At 62.4% G+C, this 15,899-nt stretch carries 14 protein-coding genes; 3 read left to right on the top strand and 11 right to left on the bottom strand.

Annotated elements, in window-relative coordinates:
- Nucleotides 1-13: 13 nt before the first annotated feature.
- The 9 genes from NJC38_RS19815 to NJC38_RS19855 form a co-directional block, all read right to left on the bottom strand.
- Entirely contained in the window at nt 14-2,131 is a 2,118-nt protein-coding gene (locus NJC38_RS19815) for a chemotaxis protein CheA (protein ID WP_253116747.1), read from the bottom strand.
- Between the two features lie 3 nt (nt 2,132-2,134).
- On the bottom strand, nt 2,135-2,455 hold the full coding sequence (locus NJC38_RS19820) for an STAS domain-containing protein (RefSeq protein WP_253116749.1): 321 nt from the start codon (nt 2,453-2,455) through the stop codon (nt 2,135-2,137).
- Between the two features lie 4 nt (nt 2,456-2,459).
- On the bottom strand, nt 2,460-2,825 hold the full coding sequence (locus NJC38_RS19825; RefSeq protein WP_045481668.1) for a response regulator: 366 nt from the start codon (nt 2,823-2,825) through the stop codon (nt 2,460-2,462).
- A gap of 74 nt (nt 2,826-2,899) precedes the next feature.
- A complete protein-coding gene (locus tag NJC38_RS19830) occupies nt 2,900-3,982 on the bottom strand; it encodes a methyl-accepting chemotaxis protein (protein WP_045481664.1) in 1,083 nt (360 codons plus the stop codon).
- A gap of 433 nt (nt 3,983-4,415) precedes the next feature.
- Complete coding sequence (locus NJC38_RS19835; protein WP_253116751.1) at nt 4,416-5,594, bottom strand: acyl-CoA dehydrogenase family protein; 1,179 nt, start codon at nt 5,592-5,594, stop codon at nt 4,416-4,418.
- 42 nt (nt 5,595-5,636) lie between these two features.
- Nucleotides 5,637-6,308: a peroxiredoxin-like family protein gene (locus NJC38_RS19840; protein ID WP_045481658.1), complete on the bottom strand. Its 672-nt coding sequence runs from the start codon at nt 6,306-6,308 to the stop codon at nt 5,637-5,639.
- Nucleotides 6,305-7,660 carry an LLM class flavin-dependent oxidoreductase gene (locus tag NJC38_RS19845; RefSeq protein WP_253116753.1) on the bottom strand — a complete coding sequence of 452 codons (1,356 nt, stop codon included), beginning with the start codon at nt 7,658-7,660 and terminating at the stop codon, nt 6,305-6,307. Before NJC38_RS19845 ends, NJC38_RS19840 begins: the two co-directional genes overlap by 4 nt.
- Before the next feature lie 79 nt (nt 7,661-7,739).
- The gene (locus tag NJC38_RS19850; protein ID WP_045481651.1) at nt 7,740-9,323 is read right to left on the bottom strand and encodes a rhodanese homology domain-containing protein; all 1,584 of its coding nucleotides are present in this window, start codon (nt 9,321-9,323) and stop codon (nt 7,740-7,742) included.
- Nucleotides 9,320-9,931, bottom strand: a complete 612-nt coding sequence (locus NJC38_RS19855) for a cysteine dioxygenase (protein WP_045481648.1) — start codon at nt 9,929-9,931, stop codon at nt 9,320-9,322. The genes NJC38_RS19850 and NJC38_RS19855 overlap by 4 nt, the downstream gene beginning before the upstream one ends.
- 252 nt (nt 9,932-10,183) lie before the next feature.
- Between NJC38_RS19855 and NJC38_RS19860 the strand changes: the two genes are divergently transcribed.
- The 3 genes from NJC38_RS19860 to NJC38_RS19870 all read left to right on the top strand — a co-directional run bounded on the left by NJC38_RS19860 (nt 10,184) and on the right by NJC38_RS19870 (nt 12,933).
- Nucleotides 10,184-11,089: a LysR family transcriptional regulator gene (locus tag NJC38_RS19860; protein WP_045481645.1), complete on the top strand. Its 906-nt coding sequence runs from the start codon at nt 10,184-10,186 to the stop codon at nt 11,087-11,089.
- A 165-nt stretch (nt 11,090-11,254) separates the two neighbouring features.
- Nucleotides 11,255-12,115 carry an ABC transporter permease gene (locus NJC38_RS19865; RefSeq protein ID WP_253116755.1) on the top strand — a complete coding sequence of 287 codons (861 nt, stop codon included), beginning with the start codon at nt 11,255-11,257 and terminating at the stop codon, nt 12,113-12,115.
- A gap of 2 nt (nt 12,116-12,117) precedes the next feature.
- Nucleotides 12,118-12,933: an ABC transporter ATP-binding protein gene (locus NJC38_RS19870; RefSeq protein WP_253116756.1), complete on the top strand. Its 816-nt coding sequence runs from the start codon at nt 12,118-12,120 to the stop codon at nt 12,931-12,933.
- Here NJC38_RS19870 and NJC38_RS19875 read toward each other — a convergent pair.
- Complete coding sequence (locus NJC38_RS19875) at nt 12,920-13,780, bottom strand: DUF4123 domain-containing protein (protein ID WP_253116758.1); 861 nt, start codon at nt 13,778-13,780, stop codon at nt 12,920-12,922. The genes NJC38_RS19870 and NJC38_RS19875 overlap by 14 nt on opposite strands.
- Nucleotides 13,777-15,804: a type VI secretion system tip protein TssI/VgrG gene (gene tssI, locus NJC38_RS19880; RefSeq protein ID WP_253116760.1), complete on the bottom strand. Its 2,028-nt coding sequence runs from the start codon at nt 15,802-15,804 to the stop codon at nt 13,777-13,779. Before tssI ends, NJC38_RS19875 begins: the two co-directional genes overlap by 4 nt.
- Between the last annotated feature and the right edge of the window lie 95 nt (nt 15,805-15,899).

The following is a 15,899-nucleotide window of genomic DNA, read 5'->3' on the forward strand; positions in this document are numbered from 1 at the left end:
AAGCGGCAATGAACTAGTGGGCGTTGGCGACGTTGGCCTGGCTCGGGGCGGGGGTATCGACCAGGGCCTGCAAATGACGGAACAGACTGGGGATGTCGAGAATCAGCGCGACCTGCCCGGAACCGAGAATGGTCGAGCCACTGATCCCGCGCAGGTGCTGGAACATCTTGCCCAGCGGTTTGATCACGGTTTGCAGCTCGCCGTGTAACTGATCGACGATCAGCCCGGCCTGCTGGCGGCCCTGGCTGACCACCACGATGTTGCGCCGGCGCACCGGCTCGCTGTCGAGGCCGAAATGGCTGTCCAGGGTGATGCACGGCAGCGGGTTGCCGCGCAGGTTGAGGTAGCCGTAGCCTTTGTCCAGCGTCTGTTCGCTGGCCTCCATGCATTCGGTGACCATGTCCAGCGGGATGACGAAGCTGTCGTTGCCGACACTGACCAGAAAACCGTCGATGATCGCCAGGGTCAGCGGCAGGCGGATACGGAAGGTGCAGCCAAAGCCGGCCACCGAATCGATCTCGATCAGGCCGCGTAACTGGTCGATGGCGCTGCGCACCACATCCATGCCCACGCCACGGCCAGACAGGTTGGAGACCTGCTCGGCAGTGGAAAAGCCGGGTTCGAAGATCAGTGCATGAATGTCCCGGTCGCTGAGTTGCGCGTCGGCTTCGACCATGCCCTTGTCGATGGCCTTTTGCAGAATCCGTGCGGTGTTCAGGCCGCGGCCGTCGTCACTGATTTCCAGCACGATCATGCCAGAGTCGTGATAGGCGTTAAGGCTCAGGTTGCCTTCTTCGGGCTTGCCAGCGGCCAGCCGCTCGGCGCCCGGTTCGATGCCGTGGTCGATGGCGTTGCGCACCAGGTGGGTGAGCGGGTCGGCGATCTTGTCGATCACCGATTTGTCCAGTTCGGTCTCGCCGCCACGGATGGTCAACTGGATCTTCTTGTCCAGCTCCTGGCTCACGTCGCGCACCACGCGGTGGAAGCGGTTGAAGGTTTCGCCGACCTCGACCATGCGCAGCTTCAGGGCGCTCTCGCGGATCTGCTCGACATGCTGGAACACCGCCTGGGTGCTTTCGATGCAGCGGGTGTCGCCAGACAGTTTGGCCTGCATCTGCGCGCCGGCGGTACTGATCACCAGTTCGCCGACCAGATTGATCAACTCATCGAGCTTATGGGCCGAAACTTTGACCAGGGTGTTTTCGCTGCTGCGCTTTTCTCGGGGTGCGGTGCGCTCGGCGGCTGCGGCGCCTGCTTGAGCGGTGTGTCTGGCGGGCGGTTGCGCGGCCGCTGGCGCAATCGTTTGCGACGAATCGCCAATAATCTGCATCGGCAACGCGGCGTTGTCGGCCTGGGCTGGCGCCTGATCGTCCGGGTGCCGGTAATCGGCAAACCCGCCATCCAGCCGCTCGATTTCAAGCGTGCAGAAGTCTTCGATAAAGCTGAACACGTCGACGATCTGCTCCCGTCCGGCAGCACTGCGCAGGGTGATCGCCAGGCTCAGGTAGCACTGATGCGGGTCCAGCTCGTGCAATGCCGGCAGGCCGGCAGTGTCGGTCTGCAGCTCGGTGATGGCCCCGAGCTTTTTCAGGTAACGGACAAAGGCGGCCGGGTCGAAGCCATTTTCGAACAGCTCGCGGGCGAAACCGATATTGATCTGCCAGTCATGTACGTCGAGCTCGTCCGGGGTGCCCGCCACCGGTTGTGCCGGGCTGTCCTGCGCTTGCGGGGCATGTCCCTGGGCCGCCGACAGCGCGGCAATCAGCGGCGCGTGACGGCTTTCATCGACGTTCAACTGGCCGTTGTCGTCGACGCTTTCAAGCAGGGTGCTCAGCTCGTCCATGCAGGTCAGCATCAGCGAGGTCATTTGCGAGGTCAGGGTCAACTGACCGTCACGCACCATCATCAACAGGCTTTCCAGATGATGGGTGAGGTTGACCAGCGCGGTCAGCGAGAAAATACCCGCCGAGCCTTTGAGGGTGTGCACGGCGCGGAACAGTTGATTGACTGCTTCGTCATCCTCGGGACTGATTTCCAGGCGTAGCAGGCTGTCTTCAGCGTCCTTGAGCAGATCACGGCCTTCATCCAGAAAGCCTTGCAGCAGTTGGTTCCACTGATCGCCACTGAACATGGGTCAATCCTCGGCCGGGGCGGTGGGGTGAAGTACATCCAGGGCCAGCAACCCGGCCAGTTCGATCACGCAGGGCGAGGCCGCAATGATTTCGGGCTGCTGCCCATAAGCCGCCAGGCTCTGGTGCAGCGCCAGCAGCAATTGCGCACCGGCACTGTCGAGTTCAGCGATACCGGAAAGGTCCAGTTGCCAGGTCGCATCACTGGCGGCGGGCAGCAGCGCCTTGAGTTGCTCAAGGGCCTGCTGGACTTCGTAGATCGTCAGGTCACCGGCGGCGTGCAGCAGCGCCGGTGCGTCCGGGGTCGGGTGGCTGAGGGTGAACATGGGCTCAGCCCATCAGCTTTTCGACTGCCGCCAGCAACTGTTGGGGCTGGAACGGCTTGACGATCCAGGCTTTGGCGCCAGCGGCCTGGCCTTCGGCTTTCTTCGACTGCTCGCTTTCGGTGGTGAGCATCATGATCGGTGTGAAGCGGTACTCGGGGCGGGCCTTGACCGCCTTGACCAGGCCGATGCCGTCCAGATTGGGCATGTTCACGTCACTGATGATCAGGTTGATTTTCTGCCCGGTCAGTTTGTTCAGGGCATCACGGCCATCGCTGGCTTCGATCACTTGATGGCCGGCGCTGGTCAGGCTCATCTTCACCAGTTGGCGCATCGAAGAAGAGTCATCGACGATCATTACGGTCTTGGCCATGTAGGAGTTCCTCGCAAAGGAAAAGGCAATAAACACAGAAAAAACAGCTACAACGAATTCGGTCGCCAGGGGCTCTAGAAGAACGTGACTTCACTGGCAGTGGTCTGGGTTCGCCCGTGGCGTTCCTCTTCGGTGGTGAAGCGCTGGCGCAGGCGGTCGAGCCAGGCACGCGGGTCGTGCAGGCTGGCGTCCTGTTGCTGCAAGGCGTCGAGCAGCTGCTGCTGGTCGCTCTGGACGTGGTCGAGCATCTGGTCGGCGCGGTCCTGGAATTGCAGGCTGATCATGATCGCCTGAATGTCCTGCTGGGTATCGCGGGCATCACGCTGCAGGGTGTGAGAGGCGCCGGACAGCTCATTGAGGTTGTCTTCAAGGTGGCTCATCACGGTCTTGACCGACGCATCCAGGAACGCCAGGTTGCTGCGTTCGCTTTCACCCAGCTCGGCGGCGGCGCTGATGGTCGACTGGATCGCGTGGTTGATCTCTTCGACCTTGATGTCCATGCCCTGGCCGGTCTCGGCCGACAGTGAAGAAAGCTTGCGCACTTCGTCGGCAACCACCGAAAAGCCCCGGCCATGTTCACCGGCACGAGCAGCCTCGATGGCGGCATTGAGGGCCAGCAGGTTGGTCTGGCTGGCGATTTCCTGCACCCGCTTGGCCATCTGCTGCAACTGGCTGGCATAGCTGTCGAGCTGGCTGATGGTGTCGATCAGCGCCTGTTGACGCTTGCTGCTGGCTTCGAAGGCATGGGTGACTTCCATCAGGCGCTGGTTGGCATCGCGCAGGCTGGTGCCGACGCCGCCGTTGGCCAGGATGTTTTCCGAATTACCCAGGCTGCTTTCAAGGCGGCTGGCAATGTTGCTGAAGCGCTCGAACAGGTCGCCGATGTTGCTTTGCAGCAGGTCGCGGCTCTGGGCGATGCTGTCGCTCCAGCTGGGCACCACGGTGTGCAGCAGGGCCGGCACGTCAGGCGCTGGCGAGGGGGTGCCGGGTTCTGTGGGGACAACCGGATCTGCAACCGGGGCGGGTTTGCGCAGTTGCACCACCACGGTGGCGCAGGCAATGATCAGCAGGCCGGCGATGATGACCAGGTTCTGGCTCAATGCGAGTCCAGTGGCACCGAGTGCGAGGCCTACCCAGAAAGCAAGATAAATCAACATCCTCGCATCCATTCGATTACCTGAAAGTCCGGGGATCATAGCGATGGCAATTTGACGTCAATATCGGGGCAACCCCTAATCCGACCAGCGGGTCATGGGGGGACTTATTAGCCTCGGTCACCGGAAGACTTGACTGAGCAGTCAGCCTAATGCCTTCTGCCGCAACGACTTGGCAGGGACGGTCGAATCCGCGTTTAGTCATTTGCAGTGGCTGTGTCTAGGAAATTGGCTTAAGGGTCGTGGTCCGGGGCTCTGGTCAGGTGGCGCTATTTGGAAAGAAAGTGTTGCATTGGAGTACTTCTGCCCCGGTTGACAGGTGATTCGGTGCATGATTTCAAGGTGCCATATGCGAAAACGGAGCACCTGCTTCATGGCAGATGCCCCGTTGCTATCAGAGGTTCTATTAAGGGCTTGCAGGCGCTCAGAGCTGCCCTTAAGGGGCGCTGCGGGCACTGAACACGGCCTTGCCGATGCCTTGCAGCACGGTGTCGTTTTGCGGCGTGTGGACCCTGGCGCACAGCACGTTACGGTAGTGGCGTTGCAATGGGTTACTGCGTGACAGCCCAGGATTGCCGCTGGCCTCCAGGGCGATTTCGACGGCACGCTGGGCATTGTTGGTGACCAGGTATTTGATCTGTGCGGCATGCTGGCTGGGCACCTGGCCGTGGGCGGCCGAATGCAGCAGATTGTGGTTGGCGAACAGCAGCGTATCGATGTGCCCGACCGCCTCCTGAAAGCGCGGCAGGGTGGCCAGTGAGGCGCCGAGGTTGGATGGCTTGCGCTGCTCCAGCCACGCCACCAGCCAGTCACGCGCAGCGTGCGCTACACCGTCGTAGACCGCCGAGAGCAGCACCGACATCCACAGCATCCCGGCCGGGTCCAGTTCGGCGCGGATGTTGCTCCAGGGGCTGACGCTGACCGCTTGTTCCAGCGGAATCAGCACATCTTCAAAGATCACCTCATGGCTGCTGGTGGCGCGCATGCCCAAGTGGTCCCAGTCTTCGACGATGCGAATGCCCGGGGTGTCCTTGTGCACCAGATAAGTACCGACCAGCGGGTCTTGATCGTCACTGCGGCCCCACACGCCGAACCAGGTCAGGCCGTGGCTGCCGGTGGAATAGATCTTGCGCCCGCTGATGCGCCAGCCTTGCGCCGTACGCCGGGCGATGGTTGCCGGCAGGCCGCCACGCGCCGGCGTGCCAAGGTCGGGCTCGACGCGCAGGGCGTTGATCAGCGCACCGTTGTGCACGGCGTCCAGGGCGACTTTTTTGCGCAGGTGTGCCGGCCACTGCAGGCTGTCTTGCAGGCGTGCGTGCTGGATGTACTGCATGACCAGAATCAGCGCCGTGGACGGCTCGCCTTTGGCCACCGCCTTGATCACCTCCAGCGCCTTGGGCAGGTCGGCACCGCCGCCGCCCAATTCAACAGGCACGGTCAGACCCAGCAGGTCGTGCTCGTGCAGCACGCGGAAGTTCTCGTGCGGAAACTCGCCGCTTTGGTCATAGTGCTCGGCGGTGCTGGCCAGCAGGGCGCTGATATCGGCCAGCCTGGCGCTGAACGCTGCCGCCGACTCTGGTTCGTCAACAGGCTGACGAAGACTTGTGAGGCTCATGTGTGATTCCTTTTCAGTGGCGGCCGCCGGCTATCAGGCCGCTCAGACCGTCGCTGCGGTCAGGGCCAGCTCGACGGCTTGCAGGATGGGTTCGGCTTCGGCACGCACCAGCCAGTCGGGGCTGACCTGGGCAAACACCACCCGCGCTTCGCGGTCGAGCACCACCACGGTGGGCTGTGGCAGCTCCCAGGTGCCGGTGCCGGTGACCTCGCCAATCGAGGAGCCCTTGCTTAATGCCGCCTGGCGCGAAGCCTCGTCGAAGCTGTAGAGAATCCCCAGCCGCCTGGCCAGGACGTTGTCCTTGTCGCTGGCGACTTGCAGGGTCAGGTTATGTCGGTGCTTGATCTCGATCAGACGCTCAGGCACCTGTGGGCTGACCGCCACCAACGGTACGCCCCTGGCCTTGAGCGCCGCCGCCAGTTGGCGATCGTAATGCGGGATGGCCAGATTGCAGGCCGGGCAGCCGGCAAAGCGGAAGAACACCAGCACCGCCGGGCCTTCGGCCAGCAACTGGTCGCGGCTCAGCACACCGCCTTCAACCTTGAGCAGTTCGAACGGCCCGATGTGATCACCGGCTTTGACGAAGCGTTCGGTGTCGGCGGTATCGACCAGCAACTGGCGCTGGTTGATGTTGATTTGCAGGGCTTCAGGCGCCCAGCTGGCGACCCGCTCGGCGTGCAGGTCGGCCAGTTGTTGGTTGAGTGACTGGCTCATGCGACGGCGTCCTCGGGGCGTGTTGTTGCGCTGTAACGGTTGGCCGGTTTGGCCAGGCCGAAATGCTCGCGCAGGGTGGCGCCGCTGTACTCGGTGCGCAACAGGCCACGCTGTTGCAGGATCGGCACCACCAGTTCAGTGAAATACTGCAGGCCATCGGGCAGCAGCGAATTGATGATGAAACCGTCGGCCGCGCCCTGTTCGAACCAGGTCTGCAGGGCGTCGGCGACGTGCTCCGGGGTGCCGACGAAATCCCGGTTCGGCCGGGAGAACCACAACGCCACTTCGCGCAGGCTCAACTGCTGTTCTCTGGCCAGTCGCTTGATCCGGTCGGAACCGCCTTTCTGGCTGTTGGCGCCCAGGTCGCCGAGTTCCGGGAACGGCTCGTCGAGGGGGTACTGAGTAAAGTCGTGGTCGTTAAACGGGCGGCCCAAAGCCACGATGGCATCCTCGATGCTGACCAGTTCTACGGCCTGCTGGAAACGCGCCTCCACTTCGGCCTCGTCACGGCCGACGATCGGGCGGATGCCCGGCAAAATCGACAGCGTCTGCGGGTCACGGCCAAAGCCGGCAGCGCGCTTTTTCAGGTCTGCCGAATAGGCGATGCCGTCCTGCAGCGACTCGACATGGACGAAGATCGCGTCGGAATATTCGGCGGCGAAGTTACGCCCGTCTTCGCTGGTGCCGGCCTGGAACAGTACCGGCTGGCCTTGACGCGAACGGGCAATGTTCAGCGGACCTTTGACCTTGAAGAACTCGCCTTGGTGATTGAGTGCATGCAGCTTGTCGGGGGCAAAGAATTCGCCGCTCTGTTTGTTGCGGATAAAGGCGTCGTCTTCCCAGGAGTCCCACAGGCCACGCACCACCGAAACGTGCTCCTTGGCGATGCGATAGCGCACGGCATGCGGCGGGTGTTCGCTTTTGCCGAAGTTATCGGCGGTGCCGCTCAGCCAGGAGGTCACGATGTTCCAGCCGGCGCGACCGCCGCTGATGTGATCCAGAGAAGCAAATTGCCGGGCGACCTGGAAGGGCTCGGTGTAGCTCACTGTCACCGTCGCCACCAGACCGATATGTTCGGTGGTGGCCGCCAGTGCCGACAAGACGGTCAACGGCTCGAAACGGTTGAGGTAATGCGGGCTGGACTTTTCGTGAATGTGCAGGCTGTCGGCAATGAACACGAAGTCGAATTTGGCGGCTTCAGCCAGGCGGGTCTGCTGCTTGTAAAAACCGAAGTTGACGCTGGCATCAGCCAGCGCGTCCGGATGGCGCCACTCGCCCCAACCGTGACCGACACCATGAACCATGGCGCCCAGTTTCAGATGACGCTGCTTGAGATGACCTTGCTTGCTCATGAAAAATTCTCCTGAAAATGAGAGGGCCGGCTGGACCTGCATGGACCGGCCGGGCGCCGTAGGAGCGGCTGTCTTCGGTTCAGATCACATAAAACCCATGGGTGCCATCACGACCCAGTTGCGCCACCAGGCCATATTCCCAGTCCAGGTAGGCCTGCATCGCCTCACGGGGGGCGTCGGTGCCTTCATACGGGCGGCGATAGCGGTCGGTACGCGCTGAAGCCAGCCGGGTTTCGCCGTGTTCCAGCGGCTGGCCGGCCTTGATCCAGCTGGCGGTGCCGCCCTCAAGCAGGAACACCGGCTTGCCGGTCAGCGCCTCGACCTGGGCCACGGCCAGGCGCGCCAGCTTGCTGCTGCCACAGGTCAGCACATAGCGTTCGGCGCTCGGGATCTTTGCCAGGGCGTTGGCCAGATCGGCGCGCAATGTCCACCAGGCGCCGGGGATATGCTGTTTGACATAGTTGGCGCTGGCGGTGAAATCCAGGACCGCGACGTTGCCCTGAGCCTGCCACTGGGCCAGGGTCTCGGGGCTGATCTGCTCGACCTGCGGGGTTGGCGGGGCGGGGGCGTCCCACTCGCCGCTGGCACTGAAGTCAGCCGGCTGCAAGTCGTCCAGCACGTAGACTTCCCAGCCCAGTTGCGCGAGCCATGAAGCTGACATGTTGGCGCGCACGCCGTCGTCATCGGCCAGCACAATGCGCGCGCCACGCACGCTGGCGAAGTGATCGGTTTCCTGCACCAGTTGCCCGCCCGGTGTCGAGCGTGCGCCGGGCACGTGGCCCTTGGCAAATTCTTCCGGGGTGCGCACGTCGAACAGGTAAGTGGTGCGCGCGGCCTCTGCCTGGAAACGCTGCAGGTCAGCCAGGCTGGCCCGCTGGACCCGGGCCTTGTCGGCGACCTGGCGGGCGTCGGCGCTGGCGCTCTGGCGGGTTTGTTCACTGACCTGGGCAAAACGCCGGGCCTGACCATGGTCCAGGGTCTGGCCAGCCAGCAGCCAGCCGATGGTGCCGTTGCGCAGGGCGCTGATCGGGTTGGGCAGGCCAGCGTTGACCAGCGATTGGGTGCCGATGATGCTGCGGGTACGACCGGCACAGTTGACGATGATCCGGGTGCTCGGGTCGGGTGCCAGTTCGCGGGCGCGCAGCACCAGCTCGGCGCCGGGCACACTGATCCCGGTCGGGATGCTCATGGTCTGGTATTCGTCGAAGCGGCGGGCATCGAGCACCACCACGTCGGCCTTGGCATCGAGCAGCGCCTTGACCTCTTCGGCGGCCAGCGACGGTGTGCCGCGATGGTGCTCGACCAGTTCGCCAAACGCCTTGCTTGGCACGTTGACGTCGATGAACAACTCACCGCCCGCCGCGCCCCAGCCGGCCAGGCCGCCTTCGAGCAGTTTCACGTCACTGTAGCCCAGCTCGACAAAGCGCTGCACGGCACGCTGCGCCAGGCCTTCGCCGTTGTCGTAGACGGTCACCGGGGTGTCCTTGCGCGGAATCCGCGCCAGCACTTCCAGCTCCAGCTTGGACAGCGGGATGTTGACCGCGAACAGCGGATGCGACTCGGCGAACGGAGCTTCTTCACGCACGTCGACCAGGGCCAGTTCTTGCCGGTCCAGCAGCGCCTGGCGAATATCGGTATAGGAACGGGTTGCTTGTGTAGTCATCGTGCTTGGCTCGCTTCTTTTGACAGATCCCAGATGTTGGGTAGAAAGGCGTTTGAATACCCGGAAATGAACGGCTTCTCGGTGCCATCGTCGAGGTACACCGCACGCCGCACCGCACCGATGTTGGCGCCGTAGACGTGAATGCTGATCGACACCTGGTCAGCAAAGGCATTGCTGACCTGATGCACATCGTTGCTGCGTGGCGACAGGGCTTCGACCTGACCTGGCTCCAGGCGGATGGCCGGGCCTTCACGTTCCAGCCGGCCATCGGCGCTGCGCACGAAGCCTTGCGAGTACTCGGCGCCGCGCAACATGCCGATCAGACCCCAGACCCGGTGGTCGTGGATCGGTGTACTCTGGCCCGGTCCCCAGACAAAACTGACGATGGAAAAGCGCTGCCTTGAATCGGCGTGCAGCAGAAACTGCTGGTAGCGGGTGGGGTCCGGGATGGCAAATTCGTCGGGCAGCCAGTCATCGAAGCTGACCAGTTGCGACAACAACTGGCCACCGCGATGCAGCAGGTCGCTCTCGTGCGGATTGCCGTCGATCAGTTCGGCCAGCGCACCGATAAAGGCACGGAGTCTTTCGGGATGAGGCGTGTGTGACATATCCATTCCAGGCGGTGGTGAGGCATGGCTGGATATAAACATAATAGCTGTACTTAATATGCTATTTTTTTATGATTAGAATATAACCAAAAGCTCTTTATAAGCTGTTTTGTCGTTGTGACCTTGCATATGCATCGGTTCGTCCGGGACCCGCCACGCCGCGCGTTCGGCACGTTATCGGACTTTCCAGAAAGCGCGAATGGCACTATGCTTTTTGCCTATGTTCCTTTTATGCCTTTATGTGCGGTTCGAATGAAAATTGATGATATCGATGCTTTCGTTGCAGTGATCCGCTGTCAGTCGATCAGCCACGCGGCTGAGTCCTTGCAACTGACCCAGCCGGCCATTACCCGGCGCGTGCAGAATTTCGAGCAGGCGCTGGGGGTCGAGCTGTTCGACCGCAATACCAAACCGCTCAAACCCACCCCCATGGGGCATCAGGTCTATCAGAAGTGCCTGGCGATCCTGCGTGAGATGGACGCCCTGCGCGAGCTGGTGGCCAGCGATACACCGCCCAGCGGCCAGTTGCGTCTCGGCGTGCCGCAGACCATCGGCGATGTGGTGTTGCTCGACGCTCTCAAGCAATTGCGCGGTGAGTTTCCCGAGCTGCGTGCCCAAGTGGTGACCGGTTGGGGCAGCCACCTGATCGGCAAGATCGAGAACGGCGAGCTGGATGCCGCAGCTGCACTGTTTCCGGCCGGCAAGATTTTTCCGGACAACATCCTTGGCCAGTCGATCGGCAAGGTCGAGCTGGTGGTGGTCTGCGCTCGCGAATCGGCGCCGAAAAAGACCGTCAAACTGGCTGACTGTTACCAGCAGGGCTGGGTGCTCAACCCTGACGGCTGCGGTTTTCGTGCCGGCTTGCAACGCACCTTGTCTGACCAGGGGCTGGGCCTGAAGGTCAACCTGGAAACCTTCGGCACTGAGTTGCAACTGGGGCTGGTTGCCGATGGCATGGGGCTGGGTCTGGTGCCACGGCCGTTGCTGGAGCGCAGTGCCCACCGTGAGCAACTGGCGGTGGTCAACCTCAAGGACTTCAAGCCGGTGATGGACCTGTGGCTGGTTTACCCGCGCTTTCTGGGCAATCTGCAAGCGCCGGTCGACGCGTTTGGCAATCTGGTAGCCCATTCGCTCAAGCAGGTGTCAGCCGCAGCCTGAACCTGCTTTGTATAAAAAATCTGCATTATATAAATGGCGATGATCAGAAGATTTAAACATTAGGTTATCGCTAAATAGAATTTCACCGACGTTTCTTATGCGCCTAGCATGGGCCTTGCTCCACTCGGATGTGTGTCGTCCGAGTGACTACCAAGGAAGCTGCCCATGCCTGAAAAAGCCTTTGAGCCTGCCGCCGCCGGCTATCTAACCATCAGCAAGCCTGACCCGGCCCACACGGCTGGCAAACCGGGTGCGCGCCGTTGGACGGTTCCGGCATTCGTGGTGCGCCTGCTCAGCCCGCTGGCGTTATTGCTGCTCTGGGAACTGGCCTCTCAGACGGGCCTGTTGCCTGGCCGGGTAATCGCTGCGCCTTCGCAGATAGGTGGCACGCTGTGGGAGATGATCAGTTCCGGCGAACTGGCCGGGCACTTATGGGTATCTTTGCAACGTGCCTTGCTCGGCTTGGGCATCGGTGTGGCAATTGGCGTGGCGGCGGCGCTGTTCACCGGGTTGTCGAAACAGGGTGAAGTGATTCTCGACTCACCCATGCAGATGCTGCGCACCATTCCATCCCTGGCGCTGGTGCCGTTGTTCATTCTCTGGTTCGGGATTGGCGAATTCACCAAGGTGGCGCTGATCGTCACCGGCACCACGTTTCCGGTGTATCTGAATCTGTTTTCCGGTATCCGCAATATCGACCCCAAACTGATCGAGGCGGCCAATACCTTGGGCCTGAGCCGCCGCGAACTGATCTGGCATGTGATTCTGCCGGGCGCGCTGCCTTCGTTCTTTGTCGGCCTGCGATACTCGCTGGGCATCTCGTGGTTGGCCCTGGTGTTTGTCGAGCAGATCAACACCACCGCCGGCATCGGTTACCTGGCCAGTGATGCCCGCGATTTCATGCGCACTGATGTGATTGTCATCTGCCTGTTGATCTACAGCGTTCTGGGCCTGTTGATCGACGGCATCATCCGCACTCTGGAACGCTATGCACTGGCCTGGCGTCCGACCTTCTTGAGGACCTGAACATGAACGCTCTCGACCTGCAGGAACCCGTCGCCGCCCGCTCCAGTGCCGAGCACCAGCCGCCTGCCGCCGTCCAACTGCGTAAGGTGGTGCGCCAGTTCGGCGAACAGCGGGTGATCGACAATCTGCAACTGGACATTGCCCCCGGCGAATTCGTCGCCTTGCTGGGTGCCAGTGGTTCGGGCAAGACCACCTTGCTGCGCAGCCTGGCCGGGCTCGACAGTATCGAAGGTGGCGAGTTGCGGGTGCCCAAGGCCCGCGCTGCGGTGTTTCAGGAACCGCGGCTGATGCCTTGGAAACGCGCCTGGAAAAACGTCACCCTTGGCCTGCGCAGCATTGATGCCAAGGCCCGCGCCGAGGCAGCGCTGACCGAGGTTGGCCTGGCGCATCGCATCAATGCCTTTCCGGCGACGCTGTCCGGTGGTGAAGCCCAGCGGGTTGCTCTGGCCCGTGCCCTGGTGCGCGAACCGCAACTGCTATTGCTCGATGAACCCTTCGCCGCCCTTGATGCACTGACCCGCATCCGCATGCACCAATTGATCATTGATCTATGGCGCAAACACACCCCGGCGGTGCTGCTGGTGACGCATGACGTGGATGAAGCCATCTTGCTGGCCGACCGGGTCATTGTGCTGGCTCACGGCAAAATCGCCGACCAGATCCATATCGACCTGCCGCGCCAGCGTGACAGCGGTCAGCCTGGCTTCCAGGCAATCCGGGCCCGGTTGCTGGGGTTGCTGGGAGTCAAGGCCGGCGAGCACGGTGCCGCAGTAGATCAGACCTTGACCGCGTTGCGGCGGGTGGCTAATGCCCGCTGAGGCTGGCTGTCAGGCTGTTGTGATGCAGATCGAAGTCGTCCAGCTGTTGTTCAGGTGAGGTACAACGGGGTGCGGTCTGTTGCCGGAGCCACTGCTGCCAGACGCCATCGGGCGCGGTGACGAAGTCTTCACCCAGCGCCAGGCGGTATCTGGCCCAGGTCGCAAAACCAAACTCGGTGATCAGCCCCCATTCACGGCCACTGCTCAGTGACTGCTCCAGCCATTGATCGATCTGGTTGGGGCTTTGCCCGGCAAAGGCGGTGGGATACTCGCCAAGCAGCCAGTTGTACAGGCGTTGTTGAAAGACAAACACGGTTGCCTGTTCGAAGGCTTCGAGCTGCTGCGCACCTTGCAGGGCGAAACCGACTGCCCAGGGCTGGCGCTCGCCGGTTACACGGAATGCGGCGATACCTTTGGCGGCCTGCCAGGGTTGCCGGGGCTCTGCGACCCGCAGCTCATCAATCGGACCCAGCGTAAGGTCCAGTTGCCCGGCAGCGAAACTGCTCAGCCAGTGATGCATCACCACCGGATCAGAGAAGCGCAGCAAGCTGGCATTGCCCAACGCGTCCGGCGGGCAGATGAAGTGGCGCAGGTGGTTGGCAATCTCCAGCAGCGCTGCGCCACTGGCCAGCAGGCTCGCACAGGACTGCCAGTGTGGATCGCTCGGCCATGCGTCCCTGAGTGATGCACTGGCCTGTACCAGGATCGGGCCTTGGGCCTGGAAGTCGGCCCAGCGGGTGCCGAGGTACAGCGGTTCGATGTCGAGGTTTTGCTGGCGGCCGTGGAGCTGCCTGAGCGCGTCAGGCATGAGCAGGCCGTCGACCAGCAGGTAGTGCGTCAGGTTCATGGCTTGGCCTTGCGCGCGGCTTGCTCGCATGGCTCGCAACGGGCGCTGCGCTTGAACGTCAACTGCTGGGCTGCTACCCGCAACGGCGGTGGTTCACTGCTCGCGGCAGCGTCCAGGGGGCCTGGCAGCAGAGGTTGGGCGGGGCTGCCGTCGGCGGCCATCCCCAGCGGGTCAGGCAGGGGCAGGGTGCTCATGGTGATGCCAGCGGCATTGATGCTGATGAAGTGTCCGCCGGCCTTGAGGGTGATTTGCTGACCGCCGTCGAGAACCAGCCTGCTGCCGGCCTTGAGATGAATTTCCCGACCGGCCTCGACCAACTGCGCGACGCCCAGCCGCACATGCTGGGTCATGCCGACGCTCAAGTGATCATTGGCCTGGACCTGCGTGCGTCGGTCGGCATCGATAGTGGTGTGCTCATCGGCCAACAGGTGTGAGTAGCTGGTGGCTTCGACCCGCTCGTGGCGTTCGTTGCCAACATGAACTCTCTGGTCGTGGCCGATGCGCTGGTCCCAGTCACGTTGGGCATGGACGAAGATCTGCTCCTGACCCTGGCGGTCGTCGATGCGCACTTCATTGAAGCCGCCACCGCCTGGGCTGCTCATGCTCTTGAACACACTGCGGGTCTTGTGTTCGGGCAGTGGATAGGGATGTGGCTGGTCGGTGTGGTACAGACAGCCACTGACCAAGGGTTGGTCCGGGTCGCCTTCAATAAAGGTCACCAGCACTTCGGTGCCGACCCTGGGCAAACTGACCGCACCGTAGTGGCTGCCGGCCCAGCCACTGGCCACGCGCATCCAGCAACTGGAGTGCTCGTCGTTTTGACGCTCGCGGTCCCAATGAAAGCGCACCTTGACCCGGCCATGCGGGTCACAGTGAATCTCCTGCCCGGCGGGCCCGGTGACAATAGCGGTCTGGCTGCCCAGTACCCGTGGTTTGCGATGGCGCAACGGCGGACGGTACAGCGCCTGTGACGGGGTGGCCAGAAAGCGGTTGCGGTAGCCCTGGCTGAATTCGCCATGGGACAGCGCCGCCGGTTCACCGGCTTCTTCAAGCACTTGCGGCTGATGGCCTTCGTGCTGGATCTCGGTCAGCAACCACAACTCATTCCAGACCTCGCGCGGGTGTTCGGTCAGGGGCAGAAAATGGCCGCTGACCAGTTGCGGCTGGTCACTGTGACCCTCGGCCAACTGATGGTCATGGCGATGGCGTTCCAGAGCGCGGGTAGCAAGCAACTGGCCGTGCTCGCGGTGGCTGAAGCGTGCCGGGTAGACATAGTCTTCAAGGTCGAGCGGGGCGTCACTGCTGGCCTCACTGTGCAAATGCACCCGTGGGATTGTGAAACTCCAGTCACGCCGGGCGGTACGGTTGCTGCGGGTTTCCAGGCGCAGTTTGAAGCGCTTGACCACCGGCGTCGTGGCGACCATCGAGGTGTTGGGGTTGTAGCGCTGGGGCGCCAGCCGCGGGAAGAACGTCTGGTCGTCGCCAAACACCAGCACGTGGCCTTGCCGGCTATGTTCAAAGTGATAGTGCAAGCCTTCTTCTTCGCACAGGCGCTGGATGAACTGCAGGTCCGACTCCTGATACTGCACGCAGTACTCGCGGGGCGGGTACGGCTTGTGCACATGAAAGCGCCAGGCATCGGCAAGGATGCCGTGCTCCTTGAGCAGCAGGATGATGATCTCCTGCACGCTCTTGTTCTGGAATATTCGCTGGTTGCTGCGGTAAGCGAGATTGGCCAGGCGCGGGCGCAGGCTCAATTGGTAGTGGCTGAGCCGCTGACCGCGATCACCCTGGGCGATGCGCTCGACCTGACCATGAATACCACCGCCCTCGGCGCTCAGTTGCAGGAACGCCGGGCGATGCAGAAAGGCTTGCAGATCCAGATCCTGGCGTTCGCTGACCAGCTGGATATCGAAGCGAAACGGCTCGTTCAGCGCTTCGCGGCCCTGAAAGGCCAGCACCTGAAAATCATGCTGGCCGGGCAGGGTGAGGGTAAAAACGTGCTGTTGGGGGGCGGCGGACATGGCAGATCTCCTTGCGCTGACCGGGGTCGCAGATGTGCGCCGGTTCGGCGGCGTCAGGCGGACAAACCAAGAACTGTGCCGAATACAGAATTTTG

Origin of the sequence: Pseudomonas sp. 21LCFQ010 (assembly GCF_024129905.1) — a bacterium.
Classification (GTDB): domain Bacteria; phylum Pseudomonadota; class Gammaproteobacteria; order Pseudomonadales; family Pseudomonadaceae; genus Aquipseudomonas.

Coding starts and splice junctions, on each gene's coding strand:
- NJC38_RS19840 (WP_045481658.1), bottom strand. CDS start 6,308: ATGAGCCAGTCACTCAACCAACAACTGGCCGACCTGCACGCCGAGCGG.
- NJC38_RS19855 (WP_045481648.1), bottom strand. CDS start 9,931: ATGTCACACACGCCTCATCCCGAAAGACTCCGTGCCTTTATCGGTGCG.
- NJC38_RS19865 (WP_253116755.1), top strand. CDS start 11,255: ATGCCTGAAAAAGCCTTTGAGCCTGCCGCCGCCGGCTATCTAACCATC.
- NJC38_RS19820 (WP_253116749.1), bottom strand. CDS start 2,455: ATGTTCACCCTCAGCCACCCGACCCCGGACGCACCGGCGCTGCTGCAC.
- NJC38_RS19825 (WP_045481668.1), bottom strand. CDS start 2,825: ATGGCCAAGACCGTAATGATCGTCGATGACTCTTCTTCGATGCGCCAA.
- NJC38_RS19845 (WP_253116753.1), bottom strand. CDS start 7,660: ATGAGCAAGCAAGGTCATCTCAAGCAGCGTCATCTGAAACTGGGCGCC.
- NJC38_RS19850 (WP_045481651.1), bottom strand. CDS start 9,323: ATGACTACACAAGCAACCCGTTCCTATACCGATATTCGCCAGGCGCTG.
- tssI (WP_253116760.1), bottom strand. CDS start 15,804: ATGTCCGCCGCCCCCCAACAGCACGTTTTTACCCTCACCCTGCCCGGC.
- NJC38_RS19835 (WP_253116751.1), bottom strand. CDS start 5,594: ATGAGCCTCACAAGTCTTCGTCAGCCTGTTGACGAACCAGAGTCGGCG.
- NJC38_RS19830 (WP_045481664.1), bottom strand. CDS start 3,982: ATGTTGATTTATCTTGCTTTCTGGGTAGGCCTCGCACTCGGTGCCACT.
- NJC38_RS19860 (WP_045481645.1), top strand. CDS start 10,184: ATGAAAATTGATGATATCGATGCTTTCGTTGCAGTGATCCGCTGTCAG.
- NJC38_RS19875 (WP_253116758.1), bottom strand. CDS start 13,780: ATGAACCTGACGCACTACCTGCTGGTCGACGGCCTGCTCATGCCTGAC.
- NJC38_RS19870 (WP_253116756.1), top strand. CDS start 12,118: ATGAACGCTCTCGACCTGCAGGAACCCGTCGCCGCCCGCTCCAGTGCC.
- NJC38_RS19815 (WP_253116747.1), bottom strand. CDS start 2,131: ATGTTCAGTGGCGATCAGTGGAACCAACTGCTGCAAGGCTTTCTGGAT.